Origin of the sequence: Leisingera coralii, assembly GCF_049056525.1 — a bacterium.
Classification (GTDB): domain Bacteria; phylum Pseudomonadota; class Alphaproteobacteria; order Rhodobacterales; family Rhodobacteraceae; genus Leisingera; species Leisingera coralii.
Genome location: NZ_JBHUPT010000096.1, coordinates 1 through 15,455 on the forward strand (window position 1 = coordinate 1; position 15,455 = coordinate 15,455).

General features: G+C 60.4%; 12 protein-coding genes. All 12 read left to right on the forward strand.

All coding sequences use genetic code 11. The annotated features are described in order from the left end of the window. Positions 1 to 246 precede the first annotated feature (246 nt). A complete protein-coding gene (locus tag ACFMBG_RS22905; protein ID WP_421056972.1) occupies positions 247 to 1,680 on the forward strand; it encodes a mannose-1-phosphate guanylyltransferase/mannose-6-phosphate isomerase in 1,434 nt (477 codons plus the stop codon). A gap of 5 nt (positions 1,681 to 1,685) precedes the next feature. Further along, entirely contained in the window at positions 1,686 to 2,852 is a 1,167-nt protein-coding gene (locus ACFMBG_RS22910) for a nucleotide sugar dehydrogenase (RefSeq protein WP_421056973.1), read from the forward strand. Positions 2,853 to 2,886: 34 nt separating this feature from the next. Beyond that, complete coding sequence (gene gmd / locus ACFMBG_RS22915) at positions 2,887 to 4,005, forward strand: GDP-mannose 4,6-dehydratase (RefSeq protein ID WP_421056974.1); 1,119 nt, start codon at positions 2,887 to 2,889, stop codon at positions 4,003 to 4,005. Positions 4,006 to 4,009: 4 nt separating this feature from the next. Then, a complete protein-coding gene (locus tag ACFMBG_RS22920) occupies positions 4,010 to 4,957 on the forward strand; it encodes a GDP-L-fucose synthase family protein (protein WP_421056975.1) in 948 nt (315 codons plus the stop codon). Then, positions 4,954 to 6,120 (forward strand): DegT/DnrJ/EryC1/StrS family aminotransferase, encoded by a 1,167-nt coding sequence (locus ACFMBG_RS22925; protein WP_421056976.1) that lies wholly within the window; start codon positions 4,954 to 4,956, stop codon positions 6,118 to 6,120. Before ACFMBG_RS22920 ends, ACFMBG_RS22925 begins: the two co-directional genes overlap by 4 nt. A gap of 435 nt (positions 6,121 to 6,555) precedes the next feature. Then, on the forward strand, positions 6,556 to 7,611 hold the full coding sequence (locus ACFMBG_RS22930; RefSeq protein ID WP_421056977.1) for a glycosyltransferase: 1,056 nt from the start codon (positions 6,556 to 6,558) through the stop codon (positions 7,609 to 7,611). Positions 7,612 to 7,613: 2 nt separating this feature from the next. Next, complete coding sequence (locus tag ACFMBG_RS22935; RefSeq protein ID WP_421056983.1) at positions 7,614 to 8,732, forward strand: glycosyltransferase; 1,119 nt, start codon at positions 7,614 to 7,616, stop codon at positions 8,730 to 8,732. Positions 8,733 to 8,773: 41 nt separating this feature from the next. Beyond that, a complete protein-coding gene (locus tag ACFMBG_RS22940) occupies positions 8,774 to 9,970 on the forward strand; it encodes a glycosyltransferase (RefSeq protein ID WP_421056978.1) in 1,197 nt (398 codons plus the stop codon). 22 nt (positions 9,971 to 9,992) lie between these two features. Continuing rightward, positions 9,993 to 11,300 (forward strand): hypothetical protein, encoded by a 1,308-nt coding sequence (locus tag ACFMBG_RS22945; protein WP_421056979.1) that lies wholly within the window; start codon positions 9,993 to 9,995, stop codon positions 11,298 to 11,300. Further along, on the forward strand, positions 11,297 to 12,760 hold the full coding sequence (locus ACFMBG_RS22950; protein ID WP_421056980.1) for a lipopolysaccharide biosynthesis protein: 1,464 nt from the start codon (positions 11,297 to 11,299) through the stop codon (positions 12,758 to 12,760). The genes ACFMBG_RS22945 and ACFMBG_RS22950 overlap by 4 nt, the downstream gene beginning before the upstream one ends. A gap of 21 nt (positions 12,761 to 12,781) precedes the next feature. Beyond that, on the forward strand, positions 12,782 to 14,575 hold the full coding sequence (locus ACFMBG_RS22955; RefSeq protein WP_421056981.1) for a heparinase II/III family protein: 1,794 nt from the start codon (positions 12,782 to 12,784) through the stop codon (positions 14,573 to 14,575). 18 nt (positions 14,576 to 14,593) lie between these two features. Next, positions 14,594 to 15,455: aldo/keto reductase (locus tag ACFMBG_RS22960; protein WP_421056982.1), on the forward strand; the 862-nt coding region annotated here is incomplete at its 3' end.

Consider the following 15,455-nt stretch of genomic DNA (forward strand, 5'->3'; position numbering starts at 1 on the left):
TCACCAACGGTCAGTAGAGGACCAAACCCTGAACAGGGCGAACTAATAACCGCGGACTCTGCGGGGAGCACGTCATCGCGATTGAACTGGCTTGGGTTGCCGTAACGCGCCCACTTTCGCTTGTCAGTGCCCGGCTAATGAACTTTAGGATGAAATATTTGCCAAATAATCGCCCCTAGTCTTGCCACTGAGAAAGCCATTCACTAGGACCATGGAGCGGCTGAATTTTGCGCGAGTGTTTTAACTATGATGATTACCCCCGTCCTCCTTTGTGGAGGCTCAGGAACCCGGCTGTGGCCCCTGTCCCGTAAAAGCTACCCCAAACAGTTCGTACCTCTGACGGGGGAAGAGACACTGTTTCAGGCTTCGGCCCGGCGCCTATCGGGGAATACAGACAGCCTGCGGTTCCTTGCTCCGATGGTGCTCACCAACTCAGATTTCCGGTTCATCGTAGCTGAGCAACTGCAAGCGATAGGCATTGACCCAGGCACAATCCTGATCGAACCGGAAGGACGCAACACAGCACCCGCAGTGCTGGCAGCCGCCCTGCGTGCCTTTACTGAAGACAAAGACGCCGTCTTGCTGGTTGCGCCGTCAGACCATGTTGTTCCCGACACTGATGCCTTCCACGCCGCAGTTGCTCGCGGTCTTGAGGCCGTGAGGCAGGGCCAGCTGGTGACTTTCGGTATCACTCCCACCCACGCGGAAACCGCATACGGCTACCTTGAACTCGCCACCATTCCAGAGACCGAAGGTTCGACTGTACCCGTCAAGCAGTTTGTTGAAAAGCCGGACGCCGCCAGAGCTGTCGAAATGCTGGCAGCTGGGAACTTCAAATGGAACGCGGGCATCTTCCTGTTCCAAGCCGTGGACATCATCGCCGCCTTTGAGGTCCATGCACCCGCATTGATCGCACCGGTGCGAGCCGCACTCGAGGAAGCCAAATCCGACCTCGGGTTTCTCCGCCTAGCGCCGGAACCATGGGCGCACGCTGAAGACATCTCCATCGACTATGCGGTGATGGAAAAGGCCGACAACCTATCTGTGGTGCCTTTTGATGCCGCCTGGTCGGATCTTGGCGGCTGGGATGCGGTCTGGCGCGAGAGCGAGCCGGACGCGCAAGGCGTCGTCACCAGCGACGGAGCGACGGCGATCGACTGCCGCGATACACTGCTGCGTTCGGACAGTGAGGGATTGGAGATAGTTGGCATCGGGCTTGAGAACATCATGGCCGTTGCAATGAATGATGCTGTTCTGGTGGCCGACAAATCGCGCGTCCAGGACGTGAAGAAAGCGGTCGTCGCACTGAAAGCCAAGGGCGCAGCGCAGGCCACCCAGTTGCCAAAGGACCACCGCCCCTGGGGCTGGTTTGAAAGCCTGGTGGTAGGCGACCGTTTCCAGGTGAAGCGGATCCAGGTGCATCCCGGCGCGTCGCTCTCACTGCAAAGCCACATGCACCGCTCCGAGCACTGGATTGTTGTCAAGGGCACCGCGAAAGTGACGGTGAATGATGACGTGAAACTCGTGACCGAGAACGAAAGCGTTTACATCCCGCTCGGGGCCGTCCACCGGATGGAAAACCCCGGAAAGGTGCCGATGGTGCTGATCGAAGTGCAGACCGGCGCCTACGTGGGGGAGGACGATATCGTGCGTTACGAAGACATTTACGCACGGAGGTAACTCGCATGAAGATCGCAGTCGCGGGGCTTGGATATGTCGGCCTCTCCAACGCCGTCCTGCTAGCTCAGCACAATGATGTCGTGGCCACCGACATCTCCAAGATGCGGATCGAGATGGTCAACGCACGCCAATGCCCAATCGTTGACCCGGAGCTTGAAGAGTTCCTAAGAACACGCGACCTTTCTCTAACAGCCACCCTCTATACCGAGACCGCATATAGGGATGCCGACTATGTGATTGTAGCGACGCCCACTAACTATGACCCCCAAAGCCATTCCTTCGACACCTCTAGCGTCGAGGCAGTGATCGCTAAGGTGATAGCGGTAAATCCCGCCGCTACCGTGGTCGTCAAGTCAACGATTCCGGTGGGCTACGTGCGCGGTTTGCGGGCGCGAATGGAAACGGACCAAGTAATTTTCTCACCCGAGTTTCTGCGGGAGGGACGAGCGCTCTACGATAACCTACATCCCTCTCGCATTATTGTCGGTGAGCGTTCCGAACGCGCCCGTATCTTTGCCGATCTACTCTTGCAAGGGGCCGAAGAAGCAGATGTACCGATCGTCTTCACCGATGCCGATGAGGCCGAAGCGGTTAAGCTTTTTGCTAATACCTATCTCGCGATGCGAGTGGCGTTCTTCAATGAGCTAGACAGCTATGCGATGGCTGGAGGTATGGACACGCGCCAGATCATTGACGGCATTAGCCTCGATCCGCGTATCGGCGGCCATTACAACAACCCGTCTTTCGGCTATGGCGGCTACTGCTTGCCCAAGGACACTAAGCAGTTACTAGCTAATTACAACCAAGTGCCGCAGAATCTTATTCGCGCTATCGTGGATGCCAACCGCACCCGGAAAGACTTTCTATCAGACCAAATCCTCATGCGCGGCCCCAAAGTCGTGGGTATTCACCGGCTGGTGATGAAGGCAGGCTCGGACAATTTCCGCCAGTCCTCGATCCAGGGCATCATGAAGCGCCTCAAGGCAAAGGGGATTGAGGTGATCGTCTACGAACCCGTACTGGAAGAAGACCACTTCTTTCATAGCCGAGTAATACGCGACCTCGATGCCTTTAAAAAGGAGGCTGACCTGATCGTGGCCAATCGCATGACCGATGAGATCCGCAATGTTGCGGGCAAGGTTTTCACACGTGACTTGTTTGGCGCTGACTGACGCCAATACTAACTTTGAGAACGAGATCAGGAATATGAAAACAGCACTTATCACCGGAATAACCGGACAAGACGGTTCCTACCTTGCGGAATTCCTGCTTGAAAAGGGCTATGTGGTGCATGGCATCAAGCGCCGTGCCTCTCTGTTCAATACCGACCGCGTGGATCACATCTACCAGGATCCACATGTCGACAATGCCAGGTTCAAGCTGCACTATGGAGACCTGACCGATACGTCGAACCTAACCCGCATCATCCAGGAAGTGCAGCCCGACGAGATCTATAATCTGGGCGCGCAGAGCCATGTGGCGGTCTCCTTCGAGAGTCCGGAATACACCGCCGACGTGGATGCCGTGGGCACCCTGCGCCTGCTGGAGGCAATCCGTTTTCTAGGGCTGGAGAAAAAGACCCGCTTCTACCAGGCCTCGACCTCGGAGCTGTACGGGCTGGTGCAGGAGATCCCGCAGCGCGAGACCACGCCATTCCACCCGCGCAGCCCCTATGCGGTGGCCAAGATGTATGCCTATTGGATCACGGTGAACTACCGTGAGGCCTATGGTATGTATGCCTGCAACGGCATCCTGTTCAACCACGAGAGCCCGCGCCGCGGCGAGACCTTCGTGACCCGCAAGATCACCCGCGGGCTGGCCAATATCGCGCAAGGGCTGGAGCCCTGTATCTACATGGGCAACATCGACGCACTCAGGGACTGGGGCCATGCCAAAGACTATGTGCGGATGCAATGGATGATGCTGCAGCAGGAGGCGCCGGAGGATTTCGTAATCGCCACCGGCAGGCAATTTTCGGTGCGCCAGTTCATCCAGTGGTCGGCAGCGGAGCTGGGCATCCACCTGGAGTTCACGGGCAGCGATGTTGATGAGATTGCCACCGTGGCGATGGTTGAGGGCGACAAGGCGCCGGCACTCAAACCCGGCGACGTGATCATGCGCATCGACCCACGCTATTTCCGCCCGGCGGAGGTGGAGACGCTCTTGGGCGACCCGGCCAAGGCCAAGGAAAAACTGGGCTGGGAGCCGGAGATCACCACCCAGGAAATGTGCGCTGAGATGGTCGCCGAGGACCTGAAAACCGCCCGTCGGGTGCGGGTGCTTAAGGATCATGGCTATGACACACCTGTCGTGTGCGAGGACTGAGACCATGGCATCTGCGGGCAACACGAACGGCACCCTGTTTCTGACTGGTGGCGGCGGCATGGTGGGGCGCAACCTTCTGGATCATCCGGCGGCGCGGGACTGGAACGTTCTGGCGCCGCGCAGTACCGAGTTGGACCTTACGGATGCGGGCGCGGTGGCGGCCTACCTTGAAACACACAAGCCCAACCTGGTGATCCACGCGGCCGGCCGCGTGGGGGGCATCCAGGCCAATATGGCAAACCCTGTGGCCTTTCTCGATGAAAACCTTGCTATGGGGCGCAATGTCATCATGGGGGCGCGGCGTGCGGGTGTGACCCGCCTGATCAATCTCGCCTCCACCTGCATGTACCCGCGCGAAGGCGGAAACCCCTTGCGCGAGGAGAGCATCCTCACCGGCGCGCTGGAGCCCACCAACGAAGGCTATGCCCTGGCCAAGATCATATCCATGCGCCTGTGCGACTACATCCGCCAGGAAGACAAGGGCGCGCTCTACAAGACGCTGATTCCTTGCAACCTGTATGGAGCCTACGACAAGTTCGACTCGAAATATTCGCATCTTCTGCCGGCCATCATCCACAAGGTGCATCAAGCCATGAAGGCGGGCGACATTTCGGTCGAGATCTGGGGCGACGGCACCGCGCGGCGTGAATTTATGTTCGCCGCTGACGTGGCCGATGCTATCTGGAAGGCGGCAAAAGATCTTGAGGAGATCCCCGGCGCCATGAATATCGGGTTGGGGTACGATCATTCTATCAACGACTATTACACCACCGTCGCCGAGGTGATCGGCTGGCAGGGCGACTTCACCCATGATCTGAGCAAGCCCGTGGGCATGAAGCAGAAGCTCTGCTCCACCGACCGCCAGACCGCTTGGGGCTGGCAGCCGACGACGACCTTGCGCGACGGCATAGCGCAGACCTATCGCTACTATCTGGAAAGGGGACACGCATGACATTCAAGTACCCTCTTGCCACCTCTTCCTGGGATCAGGCGGAACAGGATGCGCTGCAGCGCGTGATTGCTTCGGACATGTTCTCCATGGGACCTGAAGTGCGCACCTATGAGGAACGCTTCGCCGCCGCGTTTGGAAGCAAGTTTGCCGTAATGGTCAACTCGGGCTCCTCGGCGAACTTGTTGATGACGGCGGCGCTGTGTTTCACCAAGAACCCCGACCTGAAGATGGAACGCGGCGACGAGATTATTGTTCCGGCGGTCAGCTGGTCCACCACCTATTACCCCCTCGGCCAATACGGCCTGCTGATGAAATTTGTCGATATCGACCGCGAAACCCTGAACTACGACCTCACCGCGCTGGAGGCTGCGATCAGCGATCGGACCCGTGCCATCATGGTGGTGAACCTTCTGGGCAACCCCAACGATTTTGACGCCATCAAGGCGCTGATCGGCGATCGTCGCATCGTCATGATCGAGGACAACTGCGAATCCATGGGCGCCACTTATGGCGGAAAAGAGACCGGCACCTTCGGGGTGATGGGCAGCTATTCCTCCTTCTTCTCGCACCATATCTCAACCATGGAGGGCGGCATAGTAGTGACGGATGACGAGGAGCTTTACCACGTCATGTTGAGCTTGCGCGCCCACGGATGGACCCGCAATCTGCCCAAGTTCAACCATGTGACGGGCGAGAAAAGCGACGATCCCTTCGAAGAAAGCTTCCGCTTCGTGTTGCCGGGTTACAACCTACGCCCACTGGAAATGTCTGGGGCTCTCGGACAGGAGCAGCTGAAGAAACTGCCCGGCCTGATTGAAGGGCGCCGCGCCAATGGGGCGCTGGTGCAGGAAAGGTTGGCGGATCATCCCAAGTTCATGATCCAGCGTGAGATCGGCCATTCCAGCTGGTTCGGCTTCTCGCTGGTCCTGCGCGAAGAGACGGGGTTGACCCGCGCCGAGCTGGTGCAGCAGCTGGCGGCGGCCGGGTTTGAATGCCGCCCCATCGTGGCGGGAAATTTCGCCAAGAACGAAGTGATGAAATACCTCGACTATGAGATCCACGGCGCGCTCGCTAACGCTGATTACATCGACGCGAACGGGCTGTTCGTGGGCAACCATCACTATCCGATCGCCGATGCTGTGGCCGCCCTAAAGGCGATCTGAGGTTGCAATACTAGACCGGATGATCGGGTGCACCAGTTGACTAACCTGAGCCTCAAGTTTCCTCCACCTCGGGGAGAGCCATTGGGTCTGATTGCGCTGCTCCCCAGCCTTGGTTCTCCGGAAGCTGGATTTTTCCGGCTCTGTCACGATGACGGGCTGGTGACGCCAATACTAACTTCGGAACGAGATCAGAACATGAAAAAAAACACTGATCCGATAGAAGTAACTTTTCTAAGTTCGCTTCCGTCTTGATTAGTCTCACTAATAATTTTTACCTCAATTCATGCCAACTCCAATCTAAGGTGACGGATGACCTGTTTTAACTATTTCGAACCTCTAGAAGCAGGTCACTGCACCTTCTGGGCGCGGATGATATTATCTGCCGCAGCGCAAGATAGACGCGCAACGCGGGTGCGTTTGGTGACCGGAGCGGTAATGGCGAAGCGTCTGGATGACATCGTGAACCAAAACGGGATAGAATTGGTCTTGCTTAAGGAAGATGATCTGGCTTCCTTGCGCCAGGACAACTTGCTGGCCCGTGGGCTGGCGCAATGGGCCGCAGCGCGGGACTGCTTGGCGGAAACCGGTGGTCAAATGTTTTTGCCTTTTTTTGATCATGTATTGTTTGGTGCTGCAGTAGATCGTCGTCCTGTTAGGGGGCAAATATCAGGCATTGTCTTCCGACCCCCAAATTCTCACAATCTGCCTAAGACCCTGCGCCGCCGAGTGGGGACAGCACGCCGATGGGGGACATATCTAGCGGCCCGTCGTCCGGCTGTGCGGCGGATGTTTACTCTGGACGAACTCGCAGCGCAAAGCGCAATTTCCCGGCCCATGGGCCTGTTGAAGTTCTTGCCCGATCCAACTCCCGACATGTCCCTTTTGTCGGACCGTAAGCAACGCCCGCGCGCAGATGGGCGGCGCAGCTACCTTTTGTTCGGCTCGCTGGGCGCGCGCAAAGGGATATTCACTACCCTTGATGCGCTTGCACACTTGCCGGAGGAGGCCCGTAAAGGGGTTGCGCTGCGCTTTGTCGGGCGCGCATTGCCGCAAGAGCGCGATGAGTTTTGCAAAAGGTTGGCGCGCGCGCGCGCAGATCACCCAGAAATAGTGATCGAATGGGTCGAAGATTTCGTCGATGACAGCACACTGGCCCAAGAGGTGACCGATTGTGACGTCGTAATGGCACCATACCAAAATCACATTGGCTCTTCAGGGGTAATGTTCTGGGCTAACTCAGCTGGCAAACCGTTGATAGGCCAACACACTGGCTTAATAGGCTATCAACTGAAGCATTATAATCTTGGCCTTGCAGTGGATACGACCGATCCGCGTGCTCTGGCGCATGCAATGATCACTGTCGAAGCGCGTCCGTCCAATGCCGTCTTTTTGCGAGCGCATAGCCCTGAGGCATTCAACACCACCATCCTTGACAGTCTTTTTTCAGATCCGCTGTCTGGAAACGCTTCTACGAAAGGATCCCTTTCATGATCATGCTTGTTAGCGGACTGTTTGCCTCCTGCGTGTTTTTGGTAGTCTATCCCTATTTGATATACCCGTTGCTGCTGAAACTCATACCAGATCGGCCGGTTAGCCATGATGCAGAGCATATCTGCAGTGCAGCGCTTGTCTTTTGCGCCTATAACGAAGGCTCGGTCATGGCTGAGAAACTCCGAAATATCGAAATGCTCAAGCAGCGCCACCCGGACTTAGAAGTGCTGGCGTTTGATGACGGGTCCTCAGACGACACATATGAGCAGATGACTGCGCGAACTGATCTTTTGACCGTGGTGCAGGGCGGTGGGCGCAATGGCAAGGCCTACGGTATGAAGCAACTGGCTGCGATCGCCACAGCCGATATCATCATTTTCACAGACGCTAATGTTCTGCTGGATGAGGAGGCGGTCGATAATCTGATGGCTTGGTATGCCGATCCGGAGGTCGGTGGTGTCTGCGGCACGCTGAAATACCTGGGTGCGGAAGACAGCTCCACCGCGACGGTAGGCGGGCTTTATTGGCGCTTGGAGGAAAAACTGAAAAGCGAGGAAAGCCGCTCCGGCAATGTAATGGGCGCGGATGGCTCCATCTTCTCGCTACGCCGGGCACTTTACCCGGAGTTTCCCGACACCGTGCTGGATGACCTGACGGTTTCAATGGCAGCGGTCTTTGCCGGGCGGCGGCTGATAAAAGTCGAAGATGTGGTGGCCTATGAGCGGCTGGTGGCAGCCCGCAGCGAGGAGTTCGCGCGCAAAGTGCGGATTTCCACGCGAGCCTTTCATACCCATCTGCACCTGCGGCCGCAGCTTGCGCAGATGGCGGCGCAGGACAAGTTCAAATACGGCTCCCGCAAGATCATCCGCTGGTTCGGCGGCCTGTTCCTACTGCTTGGCGCGGCGCTGGCGGTCATTCTGGGCGCGCAGATCTCGCCCTATCTGGGGCTTGCGGTCCTGGTCGGGATCGCATTGGCGGCCCTGGCCGGTGCGCACGCCCAAAGCGGCCCGGCCGCAGCGGTTGCGGAAATCGTGCTGGCGCTGATTGCCACGCTGATCGGAGTGCTGCGCGCGCTGCGCGGGCAGACCTTCGTCATCTGGTCCCCGGCGAAGTCGCGATGACGGCCGCGGCGGTGAAACAGCAGGCGCCGGAGCCGGCCGTGATGCCCCGGGTTCTGTTCCTAGCCAAGGTCCACCCCTACCCGCCCGCCAATGCGGGCGATGCGGTGTATTCCCGCGGTCTTATCGAAGCTCTGTCGCAGACCTGCCGCCTGACGGTGCTGTGTGCGGACAGCGGTGCCGCACAGGGGCAGGGGCCCGCGGGCATCGACTGGCGCATCACCGGGCCGCAGCGCAGCGGTCGCGCAGGATCGGTGTTCTCGCGGTGGCCGCTGATCGCCTGGAAAGGCGCACAACCCGATTACCGCCGCGAACTGGACCGGCTGCTACAGGCCGAATGGGATGTCATCGTGCTGGACAACCTGGGCAGCGGCCATGCGCTGGCCAAGGCCGAGCGCTACCGGGCAGCGCATCCGGGCACCAAGCTGATTTATGTCTCCCATGAATATGAATACCCCACCCGGGCCGCGAAATACGGCAGCTACCGGCTGAGCCTGCCCGAGCGCCTGCTGGCAGCCCGGGATCTGACCAAGGTGCGCCGCCTTGAAGAGGCGCTTTTGCGCAAATGTGATATTGTCACCGCAATCAATCACGCTGATCTGGAGCCCTTCCGCAGAATTGCGCCCGGGCGCAAATACCTGCCGGTGCTGCCCGGCTATGACGGCCCGATGCTCAGCAGCCGCACCATTGGCCCCGGCACGCCGCGGCGGGTTCTGGTCCTGGGCGGGCGCCGCTCCGAACAGAAGCGCCAGATCCTGCTGGACTGGATGCAGGCGGCCTCAGCGCGGCTGCAGGCCGCGGGCATCGAGATGGTGATTGCAGGCGACATGGACGAGGAGCTGCGTAGCCAGCTGCGCAGCCAGTACCCGCAGGTGCAGGTCCTAGGGTTTGTCGAGGACCTGGACGCGCTGTTTGCCTCCGCGCGCATGGGGATCATTGCCGATACCACCGGCGGAGGCTTCAAGCTGCGGCTACTGACCCAGGTCTTCCGCCGCCTGCCGATCATCGGGCTTAAGGGGGCAATCAGCGGGCTGCCCTCTGCCCAGGGCGCGGGGTATCTGGGCGCGCCCGGCCTGCAGGAGCTGGTGGATCTGGTGATTGCCACGGCGGATGATGACGCCTGCCTGAACCGGCTTCACGAAACGGCCTTCAGCGATTGTGCCGCGGCCTTTTCCTGGCAGGCCCGGGCCGAGGCCCTGGCCCGGGCCATGACCGGCGGCACGCAGGACCTGACGGGATGAGTCTCGAGCTCCGGGGGCAGAAATGACGGGCAGCGCATTTCACCGCAGGCGGTTTCAAGTGCGCCGCAGCACGTTCATAATGGTGCTATTCATCATTTATCTGCTGGGAGCGCATCTGCGTATTTCGCTCTATGCCGGGGGCAGCCTGCTTCTGCCCATGTATCCGATGCTCCTGAGTGCTGCGGTGATCACTTTGCTCTTCAACAGAAAGCTGCTCTCGCGGGCTGGCACAGTCTTTGCAGCCTTTGCCGGGTTTATCCTGATCACTCCGATTTTGAGCAGCGCACCGGGCAGCGGCTACGACAATACCTTGCTTGGCATTCTGCAGTTTCTGGTGTCCGTCACCGCCGCTTTGGCCTTCATCATTGCTGTCTCGACACTTGATCAGAACCGGTTGCGCAAGCTGCTGATCTGGATCTGGATCACCGTTATTGTGCTTGCCGCATTGGAAAGCGCCGGGCTGAAACCCGTCTTCGACCAAATACGCGAGCTGATCTATTCCGGCAGCGGGCGGGGAGTATACGAGGCGACGCAACGGGATCTGTCGATTTATGGCCGCGTCCGGCCAACGGTTTTTGCAAGCGAACCATCCTTTCTGGCCGACACGCTCATGGCCATAACCCTGATGACTTTCTTTCTGGACCCGCGGAGAGGCCAAATCGCATCCTGGGCACGTTTAGGGGCAATGGCCGCGCTGAGCTTCATGCTGGCACCCAGTTTCAAGATGGCCTTCTATCTGCTGGCAGCGGCCATCTGGCAATTCTGGCCGCGCAACCTCAAAGGAACAGTCACTCTATTGATCGGGCTGAGTCTTGCAGGGGCGATCGCAGCCCTGTCTTTCGATGTGATTTTGACCATCTTTTTGCAAACGGCGGGCAGCCATCTTGAAAGCGGCAGTTTCTACGGACGGATCGGTGTCGCGCATACTGTCGGGCTGGAGGCGCTATATGCCCACCCGTTGTTCGGCTGGGGACTAAGCAACCAAAGCGGGCTGTACCCTTTGATCGCGCAAACCTGGCAAAGCAGCGGCGCCTTTTTCCTGTTCCCCTGGTATCAGGACAATCTTGCCGAGGACCTGATGTCGAACGGATTCTGGTGGCAATTGTCCTTCCTTGGTTTTGCCGGCACCGCAATATTCATTCTCCTTGTGACCATGATGCTGCGCCAGCTTGGAGTCGTATTGCCTTTCCGAAGCCTCGTATGCAGCTGGATCGTCTGGTATGCCGGCGCGGCCTTTGTCGATCCCCATAGCTGGTTTATCCTTGTTGTCTTTTCAGTAGGCTCACTTGCGGCATTCCAAAGCCCCGGTTCAAGAGAGCTCAGTTCATGACCACGCACAATCAGGGCGCGCGCGTACCGGAAAGCCAGGAAACCCTCATCAGGCGCAATCTGGCGCGCTCCCGCATCATCGTGATGGTTGCCTTTGCAGCCAATGCCGGGCTCAACTTGGCGCTGCTTGGTATTCTGGCGAAGTGGGGCGGGCTGAATCTGGTCGGCGCCTGGTCCTTTCTCAATGCTGTCCTGCTTTTGGTGATGTTGGCGGAATTCGGCATCACAAATGCGCTGACCTACCGGATCGGGCGCGACGGACTGGAGGCGGCAGCACCGGTGCTGAGACTGCTGTTGCATCTGCTGGCCGCGCTGGCGATTCTGTTCGCAGCGGGGGCGTACTGGCTGGCTCCTGACTGGGGGCTGGCGCTGGCACTGACGGTGCTGGCAGGCATGCTGCAGCTCGGTTCGGACTGGCTCATCGCGATCCGGATGGGCCACCATGAGCAATACTGGTTCAATGTGAAAACCGTCTTGCGGGTGGTGCTGCAAACGGCCGCGGCGCTAGGGTTCTACCACGCCGCGCCGGATCATGCGCCGACGGCGTTTGCCCTGGCGCTGCTGGTGTCGCGCGGGGCAGAGTTTTTGCTGTCCCGGTTCATGACACGGCGGGAATTTGCGCTGCGGGGGCCGCGGGCAGAGCTGGCGCAGATTTCAAAACTGACCAAGGGCTTCGGGCTGCTGTCCGTGGCGCAGCGGGGGCTTGACCCGCTGTCGCGCCTGCTGATTGCCGCCCTGGCCGGTGCGGAGGCCCTGGGGGTCTTCACCATCGCCTGGCGGGTCTCAGCAGTTGTTAACCAGTCGGTCAGCGAGGCGCTGCGCGTATTGCTGCCCGGTCTGGCGGCGATGCGCACCGCTGAGGACCAGGACAGAGTGTGCCGCCTGATGCGTGATTCCGTTGCCGGGCAGCTTGTTCTTGTCGGCGCGGCCATGCTGGCGATTGCCATTCATGCGGATCTGCTGTTCCGGACCTGGCTGGGGCAAAGCGATGAAACACTGGTGGCGGTGCTGCGCATCTTCCTGATCGGGGGCGCGGGGGCCGCTGTCACAACGCCGTTCTTCTGGGCTTCTCAGGCCTTTGGCCAGGTCACACCCATGGCCCGGTTGAACCTGCTGCAGGTTGCAGCAACCCTGGGGCTGGGCGCCGCAGTGCTGTGGGACGCACCGGAAATTTCAGGTTTTGTGACAGTCTACGCGCTGTCGCAGGGCCTGGCCGGGCTGGTGCCCGTTTATCTTGTGAACCGGGCTGGCGGTCTTGCCTGGCGCGTTGCAGCCGGGCTGCCGCTGGCCGTGATCACCGGATATCTGGCTGCAGTGACTGCTCTGAATCTGGCGCTGACGCATCTGCCGTTTGATACCGCACCGGTCTATCTGCTGCTGACGGTCCTGGCCTGCAACCTGGTGACCACCGCTCCGGCCGGGCTGCTGATATTGCGGCGGCTGAAGGCCGCGGCACCATGACGTGAAACGCTGGATAGGCGCATGAAGAAATTGCAACGGTTTTCCATCCTGCTCAGGGCTGTCAGCCGGCTGTCGCCGCGGATGGCGGCCTATATGCTGCGCAGGCTGCTGCGCAACCGGCTGGCGCCGCGTTTCCCGCAGGCCTACCGGAACCGGATCGGACGGATCGCCCAGGGCCTGCCATTGCCTGTCCCGCCTGCAGATGTGACCCCGGGGCTGGCCGCAACAGCAGAATTCTACTGTGCCGAATACCGCGGCATGACCCCCGGAGTGCCGCGGGGAGAGATGCGGTTTCACGGTCGCACGGTAGCCTTTGGATCGCCCCAGGAAGTGGGCTGGAACCATGTTGTTGCCGAGGAAGGAGACCACCAGATGTGGCGGGTCAAGCTGGCGCATATGGGGTTTCTCTGTCCGATGCTGCTGGAAGGAGATGCGGCGCAGGATGCGGTGGCCAGGACCTTGGCCGAGGGTGCGATGGCTGGCACGGATATGGCGGCGCCGGGCGCCTTCAGCGGCTATTGGTTCCCCTATGCTGCCTCGCATCGTCTGCTTGCCGTTGGTGCGGCGCTTCTGGTGGGGGGCAGCCGTCGCCGGGTGTCTGCTGAAACCGCTGCGGTTCTGGCCAGGATGCTGCGGCTGAACGCGGCCTTCGTGCTCGACAATATCGAGCACGAGCTGTGCAACAACCATGTGGAGCGCAACCTGGCAGGACTCTGCCTGTATTTCAGCCATGTGCCCGAGGTTCCGGCTGAGGTGGCGGCGCGGCTGGAAAGGGAAATCGCACGGCTGGTGCGGGCAACCATTCTGGCCGATGGTACTCAGATCGAGCGTTCGCCCATGTATCAAGGGTTGAGCGTTGCCTCGCTGGCGGTCATGGCCGAGGCACCGTTTCTCTCCGCGGCGCTGCGCCGTGAGCTGGCGGGGAAGCTTGAGGTGGCCCGCGCAGCCTTTGCCGCCCTGTGCCACCCCGACGGCAAGGTCGCCCTATTCAACGACTGCTGGCACGGAGAGGTGCCGGTATGGACCGGAGATCCCGCGCCGGAGGGTCGTATCCTGCTGCCCGCGGGCGGTTACGGGCGGCTGGCGCAGGGCGGCGATGTCTGCGTGATGGATGCAGGTCCCTTAGGGCCGCGCTGGAACCCGGGCCATGGGCATGCGGATTTCCTGTCGCTCGAGATCAGCCTGCAAGGGCGGCGCCTAGTGGTCGATCCGGGCACCTCCCGCTACAACACCGGTCCGGAACGGGCTTATGAGCGCAGTGCCGCTGCCCATAACGGCCCGGCTTGGAGAGGATATGAACCGGCCGATTTCCTAGGTTGTTTCAAGGTCGGCCGCACCGCCGTGGCCCGTCTGGTGCCCGGATCACGGCTGCCTGAAGACGTTATTGCAGGGCTGTTCTGCAGCGGCCCGGGCCACGTGGCGAGGGCGGTCCAGATGTTTGCAGGTCGGGGGTTCCTGATTGCTGACTGCTGGTCGCGTGGGGGGCCGAGAGGGCAGGTGAACTGGCGGCTGCCCGGAGACTGGCAGTCTGAGAAATCCGATCAGGGCTGGCTGTTCCGCCACCCGGAGAGCGGCCAGCAGACCTGTATCATGGTGCTATCCCCTGTGGCTTCGGCAGAACTGGAGAAAGGGTACTGGGCGCATCATTACGGCAGCCGGGACACGGCCCATGTGCTACGCTTGGTGCCGCAGGCGCAGGGCGGGGCCGGTCAACAGTTGCTCACCTGGATAGGCCATGGCGCGCCGGGGGACGATATTGCCATGGCGGGGGAAACCCTGATGCGCCAGCTTTCAGAGTTGATGAAATCCGCTTGAGGAAACAGGGACGATCAGATGTCATTTAAAATCTCAGAGACACAGCTCCTGCCACAAGGCGCCCTGCCGATCGGTCTGGGATGCAGCCGCCTGGGGTCCGTCAACGGTGCCTCCGGGCCGGAGGCCGTGGCGCTGATCCATACGGCTCTGGACGAGGGAATCCGGTTTTTTGATACCTCCAGCATCTACGGCCAGGGCGACAGCGAACGGCTGATTGGCCAGGTCCTGGGGAACCGAGATGACTGCATTGTCTGCTCTAAGGCGGGCAAGTATCTGACCTGGAAGCGCCGCCTCCTGCTGCCGATCAAGGGGATGCTACGTGGTGTCGCCCGCCACTCGGATCGGGCCCGCAGCGGTGTTGCCGCGGCGCGGTCCAAACCGATGCCCGTGCGCTGGGACAAGCGGTTCCTGCTGCACAGCATCGACAACAGCCTGCGCCGCCTCGGGCGGGAGCGTATCGAGATGTTCATGCTGCACAGCCCGGCGGCGGAGGTGTTGCCGGACGGAGAGGCGATGGAGGCTCTGGCAGAGGCCCAGAAGGCGGGTAAGTTGGGGCTGATTGGAGTGTCCCCCGATGATGCGGCTTGCGCCGAAGCCGCGCTAAAGGATCCTCGAGTGCAGGCGCTGCAGATTCCGATGTTGCCGGGGGACAGCACGTTTGACGGCGTGGCCGCGGCGGCCGCCGCCGCCGGGGTGCATGTGATTGCGCGCGAAATCCTCGGCGGAGCGCAGGCAATTTCGGGGGCGGCCGATCCGGGCGCCCATGTCCGGGACCGGATTTCCGAACTGATCCGGCAGTCCGAGGTTACCCTGCCGCTGGTCGGCACAACCAAGCTGCAGAACCTGGCGGCCTGCGCCGCAGCGGCCCGCAGCGCGGTCC